16 protein-coding genes and 2 pseudogenes are annotated in these 17,716 nt (G+C 63.0%); 13 read left to right on the top strand and 5 right to left on the bottom strand.

Annotation, left to right across the window (positions count from 1 at the left end; all coding sequences use genetic code 11):
- Positions 1-295: hypothetical protein (locus tag P0D89_RS37505; protein ID WP_408366471.1), on the bottom strand; the 295-nt coding region annotated here is incomplete at its 3' end.
- Positions 270-527: pseudogene (locus tag P0D89_RS37500) on the bottom strand (tyrosine-type recombinase/integrase); the annotation flags it as partial. The gene P0D89_RS37505 and the pseudogene P0D89_RS37500, both read right to left, overlap by 26 nt.
- A 10-nt stretch (positions 528-537) precedes the next feature.
- On the opposite strand from P0D89_RS37500, the gene P0D89_RS37495 reads away from it, so the two are divergent.
- The 6 genes from P0D89_RS37495 to P0D89_RS37470 all read left to right on the top strand — a co-directional run bounded on the left by P0D89_RS37495 (position 538) and on the right by P0D89_RS37470 (position 5,471).
- Positions 538-1,566: a DNA-binding protein gene (locus P0D89_RS37495; protein ID WP_408366477.1), complete on the top strand. Its 1,029-nt coding sequence runs from the start codon at positions 538-540 to the stop codon at positions 1,564-1,566.
- 4 nt (positions 1,567-1,570) lie between these two features.
- Positions 1,571-1,774 (top strand): hypothetical protein, encoded by a 204-nt coding sequence (locus P0D89_RS37490; RefSeq protein WP_408366469.1) that lies wholly within the window; start codon positions 1,571-1,573, stop codon positions 1,772-1,774.
- A gap of 11 nt (positions 1,775-1,785) precedes the next feature.
- Positions 1,786-2,658 (top strand): hypothetical protein, encoded by an 873-nt coding sequence (locus tag P0D89_RS37485; RefSeq protein ID WP_408366467.1) that lies wholly within the window; start codon positions 1,786-1,788, stop codon positions 2,656-2,658.
- 173 nt (positions 2,659-2,831) lie between these two features.
- Complete coding sequence (locus P0D89_RS37480; RefSeq protein ID WP_408366465.1) at positions 2,832-3,992, top strand: PDDEXK nuclease domain-containing protein; 1,161 nt, start codon at positions 2,832-2,834, stop codon at positions 3,990-3,992.
- A 492-nt stretch (positions 3,993-4,484) separates the two neighbouring features.
- Positions 4,485-4,871: a hypothetical protein gene (locus tag P0D89_RS37475; protein WP_408366463.1), complete on the top strand. Its 387-nt coding sequence runs from the start codon at positions 4,485-4,487 to the stop codon at positions 4,869-4,871.
- Positions 4,872-5,264: 393 nt separating this feature from the next.
- Positions 5,265-5,471, top strand: coding sequence for a hypothetical protein (locus P0D89_RS37470; RefSeq protein WP_408366461.1), 207 nt, complete (start codon positions 5,265-5,267; stop codon positions 5,469-5,471).
- A gap of 333 nt (positions 5,472-5,804) precedes the next feature.
- Here P0D89_RS37470 and P0D89_RS37465 read toward each other — a convergent pair whose 3' ends face one another.
- Both P0D89_RS37465 and P0D89_RS37460 read right to left on the bottom strand, forming a co-directional pair.
- On the bottom strand, positions 5,805-6,431 hold the full coding sequence (locus P0D89_RS37465; protein ID WP_408366459.1) for an IS6 family transposase: 627 nt from the start codon (positions 6,429-6,431) through the stop codon (positions 5,805-5,807).
- Between the two features lie 497 nt (positions 6,432-6,928).
- Positions 6,929-7,954 (bottom strand): bile acid:sodium symporter family protein, encoded by a 1,026-nt coding sequence (locus P0D89_RS37460; RefSeq protein ID WP_408366457.1) that lies wholly within the window; start codon positions 7,952-7,954, stop codon positions 6,929-6,931.
- Between the two features lie 845 nt (positions 7,955-8,799).
- Between P0D89_RS37460 and P0D89_RS37455 the strand changes: the two genes are divergently transcribed.
- The 7 genes and pseudogenes from P0D89_RS37455 to P0D89_RS37425 all read left to right on the top strand — a co-directional run bounded on the left by P0D89_RS37455 (position 8,800) and on the right by P0D89_RS37425 (position 16,058).
- On the top strand, positions 8,800-9,654 hold the full coding sequence (locus P0D89_RS37455; RefSeq protein WP_408378036.1) for an ABC transporter ATP-binding protein: 855 nt from the start codon (positions 8,800-8,802) through the stop codon (positions 9,652-9,654).
- Entirely contained in the window at positions 9,651-10,469 is an 819-nt protein-coding gene (locus P0D89_RS37450; RefSeq protein WP_408366453.1) for an ABC transporter permease, read from the top strand. The genes P0D89_RS37455 and P0D89_RS37450 overlap by 4 nt, the downstream gene beginning before the upstream one ends.
- The gene (locus P0D89_RS37445; RefSeq protein ID WP_408366451.1) at positions 10,451-11,428 is read left to right on the top strand and encodes an ABC transporter substrate-binding protein; all 978 of its coding nucleotides are present in this window, start codon (positions 10,451-10,453) and stop codon (positions 11,426-11,428) included. Before P0D89_RS37450 ends, P0D89_RS37445 begins: the two co-directional genes overlap by 19 nt.
- A gap of 103 nt (positions 11,429-11,531) precedes the next feature.
- Positions 11,532-12,860, top strand: coding sequence for an amidase (locus P0D89_RS37440; protein ID WP_408366450.1), 1,329 nt, complete (start codon positions 11,532-11,534; stop codon positions 12,858-12,860).
- A gap of 76 nt (positions 12,861-12,936) precedes the next feature.
- Complete coding sequence (locus tag P0D89_RS37435; protein ID WP_408366448.1) at positions 12,937-13,605, top strand: GntR family transcriptional regulator; 669 nt, start codon at positions 12,937-12,939, stop codon at positions 13,603-13,605.
- 143 nt (positions 13,606-13,748) lie between these two features.
- Positions 13,749-15,245, top strand: a complete 1,497-nt coding sequence (locus tag P0D89_RS37430; protein WP_408366446.1) for an amidase — start codon at positions 13,749-13,751, stop codon at positions 15,243-15,245.
- A 94-nt stretch (positions 15,246-15,339) separates the two neighbouring features.
- Positions 15,340-16,058, top strand: a pseudogene (locus P0D89_RS37425) (IS6 family transposase).
- 98 nt (positions 16,059-16,156) lie between these two features.
- Here the strand turns inward: P0D89_RS37425 and P0D89_RS37420 are convergent.
- The gene (locus P0D89_RS37420) at positions 16,157-17,554 is read right to left on the bottom strand and encodes an amidase (RefSeq protein ID WP_408366444.1); all 1,398 of its coding nucleotides are present in this window, start codon (positions 17,552-17,554) and stop codon (positions 16,157-16,159) included.
- Positions 17,555-17,716 lie beyond the last annotated feature (162 nt).

Below are 17,716 nucleotides of genomic sequence, written 5' to 3'. Positions count from 1 at the left end.
GGCGGACCGGCATGAAATTTCGTTTCGCCTGACCGGGCCTCGCAGCGAGGTCGCCTGTGCGATTACGCGAGAGGCGCCCGACGCGCAATTCTGGTTGCCGCCAGACGCTGACCCGGTCCGGATGCCCAGGGCGTTTGCTGAAGGACGGCGCCGCATCATTGCGGTCGCCGAACGGAAACTCCGCCTGCGCCCGGGTGAACCCGTCAGGCTCACGGCCGACGATTTCCCGATCAGGCGCCAGGGCCGGGCTGCCGCCTGTCACCGGTCTGTCACCAGTCAATGCGGTGTTTCCCATCGGTCTCGCGGTGCCGGCGCTCGTCGTCGACGTGAAGATACTGGCTGGTCGTCATCAGTGACGCATGCCCGAGGTTATCGCGCACGAGTCGCAGATCGACCTGCTGGTCCACCTGCTGGTCCACCATGTGGGACCCTGCGGTGTGACGCAGCCAGTGTGTCGATGCCTGCTCGAGGCGGTCCGCGCGCGGCGCATGGTCGTCACCACGCGCACGCAGGGCGTCCGCCGCACCGCCAGGATCGATCCCCGATGTCCGCGCATTGCCTGATGAAACCCGCCTGGTAGCCGCAATCGGGCGCCTGAAGGCCGACTTCCCGAAGACGCGCGAGCTCTACCGCGAGGCCTGCGCGCTGCTGTTCTTCCGCTTCGGCCTCACGCCGACCGCCAACCGGCTGTACCAGCTGGTGAAGCGGGGGAGCATGAGCACGCCCACGCAGGTGCTGGGGGAGTTCTGGATCGAACTGCGCGAGAAGAGCCGCGTGCGCATCGAGCATCCTGATCTGAAGGCGGAGTTGCAGGCTGCCGCTGGGGAATTGGTCGCGACGCTGTGGGCGAAGTCCACCACGTCAGCGCAGGCGGCGCTCGAGGCACTGCGGGCCGACACCGAGGCGGAGAAGGCCAGCGCGCGTAACGAAGTGACGTCACTGCAGGCCGAGCTCGCGCGGACCGAAACGGCGTTCGAGCAGCGCACCGGCGCGTTGCTGGCGGCGCAGGTGCGGATTCAGGAGCTCGAACAGGCGCAGGCCGCTGCCGAGGCGACGCGTCAGGCGCTTGAGACTGAAATCGCGCGACAGCAGGACGAGATCGGCACGCGTGACCGGGCGCTGGTGCAGGCGAGGGCGGATTTTTCGGGTGAGCTCGGCAAACTGCGGAGCAGCGCTGAGCTCGCGGAAGAGCGTTTGCGGGCGGCCGAGAAGCGGGCGCTGCTTGAGATCGAGTGCGAGCGGGTTGTGAGCACACGCGTCCAGAAGGAACTTGTGGCCACCACACGAAAGGGTGAGCAGGGCGAGGCGCGGCATCGCAGCGAACTGCAGACCCTGCAGGCACACCTCGCGGATGCACGGCACCAGGCCGGCGTCCTCGAGGGCAATCTGGCAGCCGTCCGCGACGCCAACGCTGGCTACGAGCGGGAGATCGGGATGCTGCGACAGCAGATGACGGGCAGGGGCACGACGCGCAGTCCGCGCCGCAAGGGCGAACCGGGTGCGGTGCCTACGCGCAAGCAACCCCGTCCGGTGCGCAAGGTTGCAGGGGCGAAGAAGCCGGCGTGATCGCGTGAACACGACCTCCCGGAAAAGGAAGAAGACCGTCTGCCCGCCGATCGGAGCGCTGATGCGGTATCGCGACCGCATCGTGCGCGTGGTTGCCGAAGCCAGCGGTCAACGCGCGGTGATCGAATCGATCGACGTCAATGGCCGATCGTTCCGCAGCGTGGTGAAATGGGCTAATCTGGCCGGTCTGAACGCTCAACTCTTCTGACGCTGACCATCATGCAGCTCGACATCTTCGCCGACAGCCGCGACGTCATGCTCCGCAACGATGTGCTGGATGCCCTCCACCGGCGCGATGCAGGCTCTGCCCGGCAGGCCTGGCAGAGCCTGGCAGGCGAATTCCCCGATGACGATACCCTGGCCGGGCTCGCGACATTGATCGATGTGCTCGACAGGGATGTTCCCTCGCCGTTCGCCGATTATCCGGCGCTGGCTGCCGCCTGTGGTCGCCTCAATGATGAGGTTGAACCGGCGGCGCGGCGGTTACTGGGAGACGCGCCCGGACGGACGTGGATGGCGTCATGCTGGCGGATGGTCGCGCAGCAGGCCGCGGCCCTGCCGTTTCGCGCTGACGTCAGTGACCTTCACGCGGCGCCGCTATGGCTGCGCGCGGGCGACTGGGGTGAGGCAAGACAGGCCGTCGAGCGGATCGAGTCGTGGCGCAGGATCCCGGCGCCGCTGACGTGGATGGCCGAGGTGTGGCATCGCGCGGATGGTGTGGAATCTGCGTGGCCGTTGCTCACCGAACTGGCATGGCTGTCACCTGGCCGCCTGGCTGACCTGTTGCACCGGCTCGCCGACGCGTTAGTCGACACGTTGCGCAGGAAGTTCGACGCGAATTTCGAGGGTGCAGGCCAGACAGCCGACCTCGCGTGGTTCCCCGCGTGGGTGCTGATCGAAAAGCCGGGACTGGCACCCCTGCTCCGTGAAGCGCAGCCGTCGCGCCAGACGGCGCCGGAGCGGGCGACGCGGCTGCTGCTGCAGATCCTCAGCCTCGAGCGGCAGGGCAAACAGCATGAGCTGGTGGAGCGTCGCAAGGCGCTGCGAGATCTGCATGCCGGGCTGTATGCGGCGTATATGAGGACCCGGTGAGCGATGCGTCGTGGAGTGCAGACCAGTTCGTTCCGATTTTAACCTCCGGGGCGCGACCCGCTTTACCTCAATGGACGAGCGTGAACTGCCCCATCGTGAGGCAGGGGCAGCGGCGATCCGGTATTTGATAATGATGCAACACGCAACCTGGGACCCGTGCATGAGCCTGAACAATGACTGACATCGCATCAAGTGGCACCGAATACGGTAGCATCCATAGCGACATAGTCGCGCTGCTGGAGCGCGGCCGTCGTGCCGCGGCACGCAGTGTCAACGCGTTGATGACTGCGACTTATTGGGAGATTGGCCGCCGAATCGTTGAGTTCAACCAGGGCGGAAAAGATCGCGCGGCCTACGGTCAGGCACTGCTCGGGCGACTGTCAGCCGACCTGACAAAACAGTTCGGCCGGGGCTTTGGGATTGACAACCTCGAGTTGATGCGCCTGTTCTACCAGACCTGGCCACCCGCCGCAATTTCCGAATCGCTGATTCGGAAATCCACTGGCGAGGTCCGTCCGGGCAATTCCGAAGCAGTGGTTCGGAATTTCAATCTGGACCAACTCGCCGACGTATTTCAGCTCTCCTGGACGCACTACATTCATCTCATGCGACGAACCCGGTCAGCCGAGGAGAGGGCATTCTATGAAGCCGAGGCGCTTCGCGGTGGATGGAGCGTGCGTCAACTGGACCGACAGATCGGCAGCCAGTTTCATACCCGTGCGATGCTATCGAAGAACAAGCAGGCGATGTTGCAAAAGGCGAGCAAAGCGCAGCCGGGCGACCTTGTGACGGCGGAGGAGGCGATCAAAGATCCGTATGTCCTCGAGTTTCTGGATCTGAAAGACGAATATTCAGAAACTCAACTGGAAGACGCGCTGGTCCACCGGCTCGAAGATTTCCTGCTAGAGCTTGGCGGCGATTTTACGTTTGTAGGCCGCCAGCGTCGGCTTCGCATTGGCGAGAGCTGGTTTCGGGTGGACCTTCTGTTTTTTCATCGCCGCCTGAGGTGCCTCGTTATCATCGACCTGAAGCTCACCGAACTTAACCATGCCGACGTGGGCCAGATGCATATGTACTGTAATTACGCCCGCGAGCACTGGACTCTGCCCGGCGAAAATCCGCCAGTCGGGCTGATATTGTGCGCGCGTACCAATGCCGCCGTCGCACGCTACGCCCTTGAGGGGTTGCCTAACAAAGTGCTGGCGGCCGAATACCATATGATGCTGCCGGATGAAAAACTCCTCGCCGAGGAACTTGCCAGAACTCGGCGAGTTTGGGAAGCACAGCATCGGCGTGAAGAGGGTTCTGATGAGCCAGGTAGTCAACTATCCTGAAAGAACACGGACGCACTCATCGCAACGAGCCGTAGCGTACTCGCCAGGCACGAGCAAGCACGGCACGGCTAACTCGCCGGTCCCGCAGCAACTCTGATGCTGAGTCAACATTTCGTCGGGAGTTCGTCGTGCGGGTCGAGCTGGCCAGGCGGCGATGATTGCGATGCCATCCTGGACGGCCGTGATTCGGCCTTATGCGAAGCTTGCCATAAGGCCGAGCATCGACCGAGCGACGCGATAGAATGGATGGCCGTGCTACCTTGAAAGCTGTTGTTAGTTTTCGCCGGATCGGAGGGCTGCGCAGGGGCGACTTGAGGCGGCTGCATTGTTCGATGCCGGCCGCAACACGAGCTGAAAATCTCGCGGGCAGTCCCGCTATAATCTGAGAGTTCTCAAAGCGCTCCTTGCAACTTCCAATCCGTGTCTTCCAAACGAAACAGGTCGCGTAGTGCCCGAACCCATAAACCGTTGACCAAGGCGCTACTGTTACCGATGGATCGGGCGTCGGCGAGCGAACGGTCCCTCGCCAATCATCTTGCGCTGGTCGCGTGCCGCAGCGGTCACGGAAACGGACACCTCGTCAATGAATTGATGCGCTCGGTGTATTTAAGCTGGTTTCTGCGGCGAGCCGGGTATGGCACCATCCCGGTCGAGCAATTCAAGATTGCCGAATACGCTGTTGAAGCGACCTTGTCGCATGCTCAGGAGTGTGGCGAATGGCTGCTACCGGCCGAGAGGATTGTCAACTTCGAGGCACTACTGGCCCTTTACGATTCGCAACTCGCAAGTGCGCCGCTGCACGAAGTACTCGCGGCGGAGCAAAAGCTCAGGGCGTTTCTGGCCGGGAACGCCAGCTCTTCAATTCCCGCGGGTGCCTGATCCTTGCCTGGACAGGTCACGCCCGTTCGGGTGTTAAGCGGCAGTCGGTCTGTGGCCAACCCGATCGCCGGGGTCGGTCGTCTGGGGTTGTGTCGCGGTCTTCTTCATCGTGTTCCAACGCATGTTTCGTCGCCCCGATTCTTACCCGCCTGCATTAATGCGACACAACCTGAAAACACCGGCACGCCCGTCCGGCGAGACGGTGGGCGCGGGATCAAGAACTTCCATCTTGAACCCCGACAGTATCATTCGCAGTCTTCTGTATTTGTAGTGCGCCGCGCAGCGATGAATCTATCAATAGATTCATGCTGAACAACCGGCCTGGTAGCATCAGTTGGGAGATGTTCCGACCGCGGCCTCTTCGACGGGCTGCATATCAGTGCGGATAGCCGTATGGAAATTAAACGATCGCGAATCCGGCGGGAGGACTTGTGCCCACCCAACGGTGCGCTGCTGCGCTACCGGATGCGCATCGTGCGTGTCATCGCGGAAGCTCGTGGGCAGCGCGCGATGATCGAGTCACTCGACACCGCGGGCAGGACCTTTGTGAGCACCGTGAAATGGAACAGCCTGCGCGAACCTGGCGTCCGGCTCTTCTAGGGCCGGCGCCGTCGCTGGGCGGGCAGATTGTCAACCTCCAACCGTGCACGAAATCCCGGATCTTCAACGTCAAGGTGGCAGCGCCTCTGTCCTCGTGCGATTCGCACATGACGTTGCAGTGGCAGGCAGAATCGGCCGCTTTTATACTGATGCGAAACTCACTCAAGGATTCAGCATGCGGCGCGTGATCGTCCGGCGATCGCCGGTTCACGGGAAGGGGGTGTTCGCGATGCGACCGCTCGCAGTAGGCCAGTCGCAGGCGAATTGGTTGTGTCGCGATAAGGTCGCAAGGCGAGAAAGTTACGTTATGGTCAGGATTCCTTATATGACCAACTAATAGAACTGCTCGGCAGCAGCTCGCGCAATGCCATCAGCTTTCATTTGCCCTTTCCTGATCATATGCATCGTTTCGATGCCTGACAGGATGATGCGGGCGCAGCGAAAATCCTTGAAACCCATCATTGGCCTGATTCGGCGTTTGATGGCCTGGAGGGCGGCCAGATTAGCGCCGCTTTTGTCCATGGTAACGGTCTCAGGTGCGCCGTTCTGACCGATGGCTTTCTCGAAGTAGCGACGCGCTGCAGCCTTGTCACGATGGGCCCGAAGCAGGAAATCGACGGTGTTGCCGGCCTTGTCCACAGCGCGGTAGAGGTATTTCCACTGGCCGCGTACCTTGACGTAGGTTTCATCCATCCGCCAGCGCTTGCCGACCGGACGTTTGTGCTTGCGAAAGGCTTTCTCGAACAACGGCACCAGCTTGATCACCCAGCGATGCACGCTCGAATGGTCGACCTCGAAACCCCGTTCGACCATCATCTCTTCAAGATCACGCAGGCTTACCGAGTAGGCCACATACCACCGCACACACAGCAGGATCACTTCCAACGGATAGTGCAGTCGTTTCAGTACCCGGGCCACGCCCGCAGGTAGTGTCGTTCGCGGCGTCTTCGTCCTGGCCATCGTCGGTTTCGCAAATTTCCGTAGACCAAATTTTACCTGAACGACTTAGCGCGACAGAGCCACTGGACTTCGCTTTTGGGAGGTGAGTCGTGTCGCTTCAGATCCCGCGCCCGATCGAGCGCGCATGCGAATTGCGGCGGCCCGTCGGCGAGCTGGGTGCCGAGCTTCCGAAATGTGGAAGGATCAAACGCGTCCTTCCGAACGATTGCTAGTCTTGGTTCCCCGCTATGCGAATCAGGCTTTTCGCCGACGGCAACTCGCGAAGGAGGCGAGTTGTCATCCGTTAAACCAGCACGTGGCCACCGTCGACAACGATGACCTGGCCCGTGCTACAGCCCTGCTGCATCAGGTAAAGATATGTTTGCGCGACGTCGCTCGCCTCCCCGACCCCCCGTACCGGCATCTTCCCGGCGATATGGTCGTAGAGGCATCGGGTGCCGGCTCACGCACCCTCCCTCATATTCCCATAGGCTTTTGCTGTTTTGCCGCTGGCAAAATTAGCGAACATCAACAGCGGCAGGTTCGCTCGCGGCCTGCGGCTTGGCTTCACCACACGCGCGTGTATTCCAGCGCTGAGCGAGGACGGCGCAGACCATCAACTGGATCTGGTGGAACAGCATCAGCGGCAGCACGACGGCCCCGACCGTGGGGCCCGAGAAGAGCACCTTCGCCATCGATATGCCGGAAGCCAGGCCTTTTTTCGATCCGCAGAACACAATCGCAACCTGGTCTTCCTTGCTGAATCCGAGCCGCTTGGCGGTAAAGCCCGTGACCAGCAGCGCCACCATCAGCAGCACGGCGTCGACCACAACCAGGCCGCCGAGCGCCGCCACGGGTGTCCGGTGCCACAAGCCCTCGTTCACGGCCTCGCTAAAAGCCGTGTAGACGATCAGCAGGATCGAGCCCTGATCGACATACCGCAGCACCGGCATGCCGCGCTCGAGCGAAGCGGCCATCCACGGTCGCAGCAACTGGCCTGCGATGAACGGCATGAGGATCTGCAGCACGATATCCCAGATGCCATTCAGCGACGCGCTCGAGCCCGCGTTCTGCTTTGTAAGCGTGAAGCTGACGAGCAGCGGCGTGATGAAAATCCCAATTAGGCTGGAGGCCGACGCGCTGCACACGGCAGCCGGCACGTTGCCTTTGGCCATCGACGTGAAGGCGATCGACGATTGCACAGTGGACGGCAGCGTGCACAGGAACAGGACGCCCATGTACAGTGCCGGCGTGACGAGCGGCGCCAGTACCGGCCTCAGCGCGAGACCGAGCAGCGGAAACAGGACAAACGTGCTGAGCAGGACGACAAGGTGCAGACGCCAATGCCTCGCACCGTCCACGATTGCTCCGCGCGGCAGCTTGGCGCCATGCAGGAAGAACAGCAGGCCAATTGCAATGTTTGCGATCAGGTTGACGGAGACGGCGGTGTGCCCGCGGCAGGGCAGCAAGCTGGCGGCGATCACGGTGGCGACGAGCGCCAGCGTGAAGTTGCCGGGCAATCGTTTGGGTTTGGCTCGAGGCATGGGTTTCACACGGTGCAACTTCGGAGAGGACAAAGCCGACACGTTCTATACGGGTGCGCTAAAAAACCAATTCATGTGGACGGGCGTTAGGATCGCATAGAACATCGCGAATATCAGTATGCTGCTGGGTGGTACACGGCCGTCATCGTAAGCTGGCTGCGCGCAAGGTGGAGGGGCAAGTGGCATTTGGGTCACTTACAGCGGGATTGAATATGACGGCGTTGGGCGATGATCCGTTATGCGAGCAGAAGCGAAATCGCGTCCCGTCGTCTCGTCATAAGTCGCTCCTGCAGCCGTCTGACAGTCGACCCAGACCCGGCCGCCGTGAAGCGCAGCGCCATCAGCCGGCCCGTTGCATCGTCAATGAATACCAATTGTCAACGTCGGGCGTAATTTCCCCAGAAGTGTCGAAGTAAAAATCCCCGCCCTGTGTGGACGGTGATCAGCCGGCGTCGTGATCGGGCTCCTTCGGAAGCGCCCCCGACCGCCGCCGGTGGGTTCGGCAGTCACGGGGTTCAGGGAAGATGGCCGGTTGCGCAGAGGGCCGGGCAGCAGATCGGCAAGCGCGGCGCCCGGAGACATCGATCCAGGATGATGTTTGTCGGGTCCTTGGTCCCGCGAAACTGCTTGCCTGCACCGCGTTGTCGCACTTGCGACCGGCAAGGCGTCCTGTTTTTTTGATTCGTTGGCGTCTTTTTTTTGAATGTGCATTATGCATTATGCCTGATGCACAGTTTTCCGTGTCGGCGCCGCACCGGTCTTTGAGGACCACAGCGGCGAGGGCGGGGAAGGAGGGTGGTCTTGCTGCGTCACGCTTGCAATTTGCGTTTCTTCTAAGGACGTCCATGAGTTCACCTAATTTTTATTCACCGCACCGGGCGGAGGTCTCAGCGCCCGCGGCCAAGCCCAGTGAGCGCTTGCGGGTTTGCGAACTGAGTCATGCGTTCCAGGCCGCCGACGGCGACAGCGTGCCCATTTTCGATAGGCTGGATTTCAGCGTCGGCAGTGGCGAAATCGTGTCGATCGTCGGGCGCAGCGGGGCCGGCAAGAGCACGCTCTTCAATCTCATTTCGGGGCTGCTCACGCCGCAATCCGGGCGCGTGGAAGTCGGTCGACGCGCCGATGGCGGCGAGGGGCGCATCGCCTACATGCTGCAAAAGGACTTGCTGCTGCCATGGCGCACGGTGCTGGAAAACGCGGTGCTGGGCATCGAGCTTTACCGCAAGGTTCGGCGCGAGGACATCGAGCGCGCGAGACAGATGTTGGCGCGTTACGGCCTCGATTCCTTCGCCGACGCGCATCCGCACGCGCTTTCGGGCGGCATGCGCCAGCGCGTCGCGCTCACCCGCACGCTGCTCGTCGATCCGACGCTCGTGCTCCTCGATGAGCCGTTTTCGGCGCTCGACTACGAAACCCGCCTGACGCTCGAGGACGACGTCATGGAATTGCGCAAGCAAAACGGCACCAGCGTAATTCTCGTGACGCACGACATCGAGGAGGCAATCGCGATGAGCGACCGCGTCATTCTCCTTGGCGGACGCCCGGCGTGCATCGAGGACAACATCGACGTTCGACTCTCCACCTCGGGGCCCCGCACCGCTGTATCGGCGCGCGAAGCGCCCGAGTTCCGTGCCTACCACTCGCGCATCTGGAACGGATTGCGCGGGCACTCAATCCAGCACGCGGGAGCCTCGGCATGAGCGACGTCGCGATCTCATCAACGGTCACGCGCAAGCGCGCAGCAAGCGGCCGTTCCAAAACGCTTGGCACGACCGGCATTGTCGTCGCGATCGTCGTCGCGATTGTGGCTGGCTGGCAATTGGCGGTTACGCTTGGCTGGGTCAACGGCCGCCTTTTCGGCTCGCCCGAGGGAATCTACCGGGCTGCGGTGCTCGGCCTTTCGCCGCAGGGCACACTCGTTCCAGACACGCTGGCGACGCTTTTCGAAACGCTGATGGGTCTCGTGGTCGGCAGCGGACTCGGTATCGGCCTCGGGCTGCTGCTCTGGTTTGTGCCGAGGGTCTCTGGCGTGGCCGAAGGTCTGTCGGTCATTCTGAACAGCATTCCGAAGATTGCGCTCGGTCCGCTGATTGTCATCTGGTTCGGCTCGGACATGGCCTCGAAGGTCTGGCTGGCCGGCATCTCCACGTTCGCGGTCGCGATGATTTCCGCGTGCGCCGCGGCGCGCGAGGTGGATCAGGACCTGCTGAATCTGTTCCGCTCGTTCAAGGCGAAGCCGGGCATGATCTTCAGCAAACTGATCGTGCCTGGCGCACTGCCGTGGATCTTCTCGACGCTGCGCGTGAACATCGGCTTCGCGCTGATCGGCTCGGTGGTGGGCGAATACATCGCTTCGCAGGCGGGAGTGGGTCATGAAGTGTTCGTCGCTGGCTCTTTGTTTGACCTCAATACTGTTTGGCTGGGCATTATCGTTCTCACGTTGATGGCATCGATTCTGAGCTGGATTGTTCAATTAACGGAAGCAAAGGTGATTACATGGAAAAGAAAACGGTGAAGTTTCTGGGCACTTGCCTTGTGGCGGCGCTCGCCGCTTCCGGGGCTCGCATGGCGGTTGCTGCCGAGCCGGTAGTCGTCTATCAGGCCTTTCAGTCGATTCAGTATCTGCCGCTTTACGTAGCGCTCGACAAAGGTTTGTTTGCAAAGAACGGTCTCACGGTGCAGAAAGTGACGGCCGGCGGCGGCGCAGCCGGAGTGGCTGCGGTGATCGGCGGTCACGCGGACTTTTCGCTGCAGGACCCGATGACGGCCATGCTTGCCAACCTCAAGGGGGCGTCGCTCGTCAATGTGGCGAACGTGGTTGCAGGCGTGCCCGTCTGGATCATCGCGCCGCCGGGCTCGTCGGTTAAGGAGGTGTCCGATCTCGCCGGCAAGAGCGTGGCCACTGCGCTGCCGCCGACGACGAGTACCTATCTTCTGCAGCGCCTCGTCAGCGAGCGAAAGCTCGCTAACGTGAAGCTCGACACCGTGCAGATCGGCACGGAGCTCGCACCGGTCAGCGCGGGGCGCGACGAAGCGGCGGCGCTTTACGAGCCGCAGGTCGATACCGGGCTGTCACAGGGTTATCGGATCGTCTACGGGTTCCCCAGGGCCTATCAGGGCGGCTATGTGTTCTCCAGCATGGACACGCTCGCTTCCACGATCAAAGCCAAGCCGCAGATGGTCGCTGCGTTCGTGAAATCGATCGGCGAGGCCGAGGCGCTGATCCAGCACTCGCCCGATACGGCGAAGGCTGTTGCGCGGACCGAGTTTCCGACGCTTGACCCGAAGGTGGTCGACAGCGCTGTACAGCGCCTGATCGATCAGGAGATCTACGCAGCGACGCCCGAGATTTCCGAGCAGGCGTTCCGTAACGCGCTGGCCCTGCAGGAGTCCCTCGGCAACATCAAGCCGGGCAGCGTGACATATGCGGGCGCGGTGGACAATTCGTTTGCGGCGGCAGCAGCGCGCAAATAGGCACGGGGGACGGGAGAGGGCGCTCGCGCAAAGCCGGCGCCCGCTCGAATCGATCCGGATTCCTCGCGCAATTCGCGCAATCAACAGTAAAGCTATCACCAGAATGCAAAAACAATCGTTGCTGAATACCCTCCTTGCCAGCCGCGGCGACGCCCAGGCTGCCCGCGCGCGGCTCTCGGCCGCAAAGGCGCGTGCTGACGAGCTCGAGCCCTGGCTCCGCGCGTTCACATCGCGAGCCGACACCTATGACGTGGATGCCGCAGTCAACGGACCGCTCGCCGGCCTGCCGGTCGGTATCAAGGATCTGATCGATACACGCGACATGCCGACCGCCTACGGGTCGCCGGTCTATCGCGGACACCAGCCGTCGGCGGACGCGCGTATCGTCGAGTCCATCCGACAGGCGGGCGGGGTGATCTTCGGGAAGACGGTGACGACCGAGTTCGCCTGGCGTGAGCCAGGACCCACGGTCAATCCGTGGAACCGACTGCACACGCCGGGCGGGTCGTCGAGCGGCTCAGCGGCCGCCGTGGCCGCCGGCATAGTGCCGCTTGCACTCGGTACGCAGACCGTCGGCTCGGTCATCCGGCCGGCCGCTTATTGCGGAGTCGTCGGCTACAAGCCCAGTTTCGGCAAGGTGTCCCGCGACGGTGTGCATCCGCTGTCCGGCTCGCTCGATCATGTCGGCTTTTTCGCGCAGACGGTGGAGGGTGCGGCGCTCGCGCATGCACTCTTCGTCGAGCACCGGCCGGAGGTATTGGCGAGCCTCGATGCATGGGCTGCATGGTTCCCAGCCAATCCTCCAGCCCGGCTGGGCGTGTTACGCACGCCCTTCTGGGACCGCGTGCAGCCGGCACAGAAGGAGAACTTCGAGGCCTCGCTCGAGCGTCTGAGCGCCGCCGGCGCCACGCTCGTCGAGCTTGAATACGGCGCGGATATGCAGGCTATGGTCGACGCCGTGCAGGCCATTGCGTGCGTCGAGGCGCAGCGCGCGATCGGCCCCACCGCCGCCAGTCATCCTGAGCTCGTCAGTGAGCACATGCATACGCTGATCGCGGCGGGCGCGGCAACGCCTGCCGCTGAGTACGAGGCTGCCATTGCGCTGCAGGCGCGGTTGCGTCGCGAATCGAAGCCGCTGCTTGCCGGATGCGACGCGCTCGTGACCCTGTCGGCGCCCGGCGAGGCACCCGCAGGGCTCTCGGACACAGGCGACGGGATCTTCTGCGCACCATGGAGCCTTACAGGCAGCCCAGCCGTGACCGTGCCGTCAGGCCGCACCGCAAATGGCTTGCCGCTTGCGTTCCAGGTGGTCGGCGAGTTCGGCGCGGATCTGCGCACGCTGCAGATCGCGGCCTGGGTCGAAAGCCAGCTGCAGGCGCAATGGCCAGCTTCGTCCGTATCGGCTGGGAATCCCGAAGCGGCATCCGCCTGACGGGCCGCGAGCGCGCCAGTGTCGGTTATAGTGCGCGGCATGCACTAACACGGCGACGCGGCAAAAGGAGGATACGTTGAGCAGGCCCTATCGAACCATCCAGGAATACGTCCTCGGAACATTGAGGGCGGAGATCCTGAAGGGAGTGTATCCGCCGAATACTCGTCTCAGACAGGAAGAGGTGGCCAAGCGCCTGGACGTCAGCACGACGCCTGTGCGCGAGGCGTTTCGCGATCTGCGTGCCGAGGGACTGGTGTCGATCGACCCGAACCGGGGCGTCGTCATACGCGGTCTCACTGCGGAAGACGTGAGCGAGATTTACGAACTGCGCATGCTGCTCGAGCCCATGCTCGCGGAGCGGGCCTGCCGGCAGCTCGCGCCCGCCGATCTCGCGGCGGCCACGGTGTGTCACGCAACCATGCGCGCGACCCCGTCGTCCGAAAAATGGGCGTTGCTCAACGTGGAATTCCACCGGCACCTGATAGGGAGTCAGGAGAAAACACGCCTGTTCGAGATCGTCGAAAACCTCTCGGGTGTCGCTCGTCCCTATGTGTCGCTGGCGATGCACGTCAAGCAAGACCTCATGGAGAGTAACAACCGCGAGCACGCGCAGTTGTTGGACGCCTTCCGGGCGGGCGATGCGCTGTCCGTGCGCGAGCAGAGCCGGATACACCTCGAAAACACGCGCAACGCGATCGTCGCCTGTGTCGCGCAGTGGGCGCCGACGGAGGTCGCCCACGGCTAAAGCGACCCAGGCGGTGCGCCTGGCGTGCGCTCGCTTGGGGGCGCAGGTGGGGCCAACCGGTTGGCCGCAGCGCGTAGGCCGTTCCTGTCGCCGTGAACGGGACGCCCAACCAAGCCAACGCTTATTCCAGGAACACACAAGATATGGACAATTCGCTGGTTTCCCTGTCGGCGGTGACAGCCCGTGAACTCATCGGGCGCCGCAAGCTTTCCCCGGTCGAACTGCTCGACGCCTGCATCGCTCAGATCGAGGCGATCAACCCGGCCGTCAACGCCGTGGCGGCGACCTGCTTCGAGCGCGCGCGCGAGGAAGCGCGGCGCGCGGAGTCGGCCGTTGCGCGCGGCGAGCCGCTCGGCCCGCTGCACGGGTTGCCGCTCGGCGTCAAGGATCTGGAGGAAACGGCAGGCCTTTTGACCACCTACGGTTCGCCGCTTTTTCGCGCCAACGTGCCGGCGCGCGATAACGCCTTCGTGGCTCGCCTGCGCGCCGCGGGCGCTATCGTGACCGCCAAGACCAACACACCCGAGATGGGCGCGGGGGCCAACACGCGCAATGTGGTCTGGGGCGCTACCGGCAATCCGTTCAATCCGTTGTTGAACGCTGGCGGCTCTTCGGGCGGCTCGGCCGTCGCGCTCGCCACCAGCATGCTGCCGCTCTGCACGGGCACGGATACGGGCGGCTCGCTGCGTATTCCCGCGGCGCTTTGCGGCGTGGTCGGATTCCGGCCCTCGCCGGGCCTCGTGCCGATCGACCGCAAGGTGCTCGGCTGGACGCCGATCGACGTGAGTGGTCCGATGGGGCGCAACGTCGCGGACACCCGGCTGCAACTGGCCGCCCAGGCCGGCTTGCATCACACCGATCCGCTCGGGTATCCCATCGCCGGGTCAGCATTCGGGCATGGCGCGCCACTCGACGTCAGCAAGCTGCGCATCGGCTATACGGAAGACTTCGGCGTGTGCGCTGTCGACAACGCGACGCGCGCGACCTTCCGCGCGAAGATGGCGGCGATCGCAGGCTACGTCAAGCTGTGCGAGCCGGTGGATCTCGACATGGGCGAGGCCGACCGCACTTTCGACGTGATCCGCGCGCAGAACTTCCTCGCCAGTTTCAGGGAGACCTACGAGCGCGACCCATCTCTGCTCGGCCCGAACACGCGCGCCAATTACGAAATGGCGCAGGCGATGTCGCTTCGCGACGCAGTGTGGGCGCATGCGGAGCAGACGAAGATTTTCCGCCGCTTCCAGGCGAAGTTCGATGACTACGACCTGATTGTCTCGCCTACCTCGTCGATCTCACCGTTTCCTTGGTCCCAGTGGCATCTCGCCGAAGTCAATGGCCGCCCGCTCGACAATTATTACCGCTGGGTTGCGCTCACCTACGTCGTCACGCAGCTCACGAACCCGGCCCTGTCGCTACCTTGCGGTACCGATCACGCGGGCATGCCATTCGGCCTGCAACTCGTCGGTCCGTTTCGCGGCGACGCGCGGCTGCTTGACATAGCCGAGTCGCTTGAAACCGCGCTGCGCAATGACGCGGTACTGAACCGTCCGCTCCCCGATCTTCGCGCGCTCTCGTCTACGGTAAGCGAACTCAAGTCAATCGTGACCGATCCGCCCGTGCTGACGGTGACGGGCGGCTAGGCATGCCGGGCTGGTGTGCACGCGCGTTTTTTCGCTCTGGTGCACATCGGAAGGGTCGGCTTACCCTGGGGCTTTTGAGGAGCACGAGCCCGCAATGAGTACGCTGAGAGACATCGACTGGTTGTTCCATGGCCCTCACCTCGACCGCGAAGTCATTGTCCTGTGTGTACGTTGGTACCGGCGTTACAAACTCAGCTTTCGAGACCCGGTTGAAATGATGGCCGAGCGCGGTCTGTCGCTGTCGCATACGACAATCATGCGCTGGGTCAGACGCTTCACGCCGGAGTTCGTTAAGCGGTGGGATCGGTTTGCGAGGTCCGGTGGTCGTTCCTGGCGAGTCGACGAGACGTATGTGAAGATCCGTGGCTAATGGGTCTATCTTTACCGTGCCGTTGATCGAGCGGGAAAGACGGTCGACTTCCGGCTCAGCGCCAGGCCCGATGTTGCTGCGGCGAAGGCCTTCTTTGCGAGGGCGATCAGGAGTCAACTGCCCGCTCCGAAAACCATCACACTGGACGGTTACGCGGCGTCCCACCGCGCAGTGCGCGAAATGAAGGCTGACGAGTCGCTGCCGAAGGAGACGACTTTGCGATCGTCGAAGTATTTGAACAACTTGATCGAGCAGGACCATGGCAACATCACGTCCAGGATCAATGCAATGCTCGGCTTCAAACGCTTTGGCAATGCAGCCACTACGATCGCCGGCATCGAACTGATGCATCGCATTCGAAAAGGTCAGTTCGATTTCGCGAACATGCGCCTCAAAGATACACCGCGCCGGCTGTCTGGAACGCAGTCCTTTGCGCTCGATGAGGTAGCGGCGACTGCGCCGCTTTTCGCTCGCCGCTGAAATTTGCACCAGAGCCCCGCAGTGAGCGTTAGTGATCAGCGGCTGACGTAGCTCCCGCTGCTCATTGGTCGACTGCGGGGGGCAAGCGCTCATGCCAGTCGGTCACCTGCTGATAGGCCTGGCCGATACGCAGCGCCAGCGATTCCTCATATTCACGACAAACGATTTGCAGCGAGCTCGGCAAGCGCTCGGCGGTGAAGCCGTTTGGCAGCGACAGCGCGCACATATCGAGAAGATTGACGAAGCGCGTGAGGCGGGTCGGCTGCTCCGTCTGATTCACCTCGCTGAGCGGCATGGGCGCCGTTGCTGCAGTAGGCGTCAACAACGCGTCCACCCCTGCCAACGCGGTTTGCATCGACTTCTTCATCTGCTCCCGGCGATGCAGCGTTGCCAGATAATCCTGAGCGGTGATGCTGGCGGCACCGAGGATTCGAGCGCGGACCACGTCGTCGAGCGGCAGGCCCCGATCCTCGACAAGATTGCCGTGTGCGAAATAGGCCTCCGCCATCGTAATGCTCGTCATCGAAATAAATTCGACGAGGCTAAACGGCAGAGCGATATCGACGATCTCCGCGCCAAGCCCGCTCAGTACTGCAAGCGAGCGGTCGTAAGCGTCCAGCACATCGGCTGCCACGCCTGCCCTCTCCCCGGACGGCAGGCGCGCGAGCCGCAGACCGCGAACGCCCCGCTCCAGCGTCGAGATCGGATCGGCCGGCAGGTGGCCGCGCGTGCGAGGATCGAGCGGGTCGTGCCCCTGCACGAGGTCGAACAGCACCGCAACGTCCCTCACTGTACGGGCCATCGTGCCGGGTGTATCGAGTGTAGGAGCGAGCGGCAGGATGCCATGCGTGCTGATTCGGCCCATCGACGTCTTCAATCCGGTAATGCCGCACCATGCAGCGGGCTGGCGGACCGAACATCCGGTATCGGTGCCAAGTGCCCAAGGCGCCAGGCGCGCGGCGACGGCGACGCCGGAGCCGCTGCTCGAGCCTCCGGGCGTGCGCGGCACCTCCGCGTCCCACGGATTCCACGGTGTGCCACGATGCTGGTTCATCCCCCACGCGCCACAGGCGAATTCCACCGTATGCGTCTTGCCAAGCACAATTATTCCCTGGCTCACCAGGCGACGAACGACCGTTGCCGTCGTCGTCGCGCGATGATCGAGCCGGCTCGCAGAACCGCCGGTCGTGATCCGTCCTTCGATGTCGATGATGTCCTTGATCGCCACCGGGATGCCATGCCAGGGGCCGAGAGCGTGGCCCGAACGAATTGCCTTGTCCGCTGCCTCGGCGGCAAGTCGCGCCTCGGGCGCATAAACCTCGACGAAAGCGTGCAGCTTCGGGTCGTGCCTTTCAATACGCGCGAGCAGCGCATCGATCAAGTCCACAGGCGACAGTCGCCGTGCAGTGATTTCCAGCGACAGCACATAGGCGGGTTCGAGAGAAATATCGCTATTCAAGTCAGCTCTCCACTTCATGCCGGGTACCGGCACTCGACAGGTTCGTATAGGGCAGCGCGGAATGCCGCGCGTCGGTCTTACTGCACACTAACCAGACTCAGATCGGTAAGCCAGGACTGCGCGGGAACGAAGCCGTGCACGCGCTTGCTGAACGCGCGCGGG

It is taken from the genome of Paraburkholderia sp. RL18-085-BIA-A (assembly GCF_046027075.1).
Lineage (GTDB): Bacteria > Pseudomonadota > Gammaproteobacteria > Burkholderiales > Burkholderiaceae > Paraburkholderia.
Note: the sequence above shows the minus strand (reverse complement) of the source record. Positions and strands in the feature narration are given on the sequence as shown.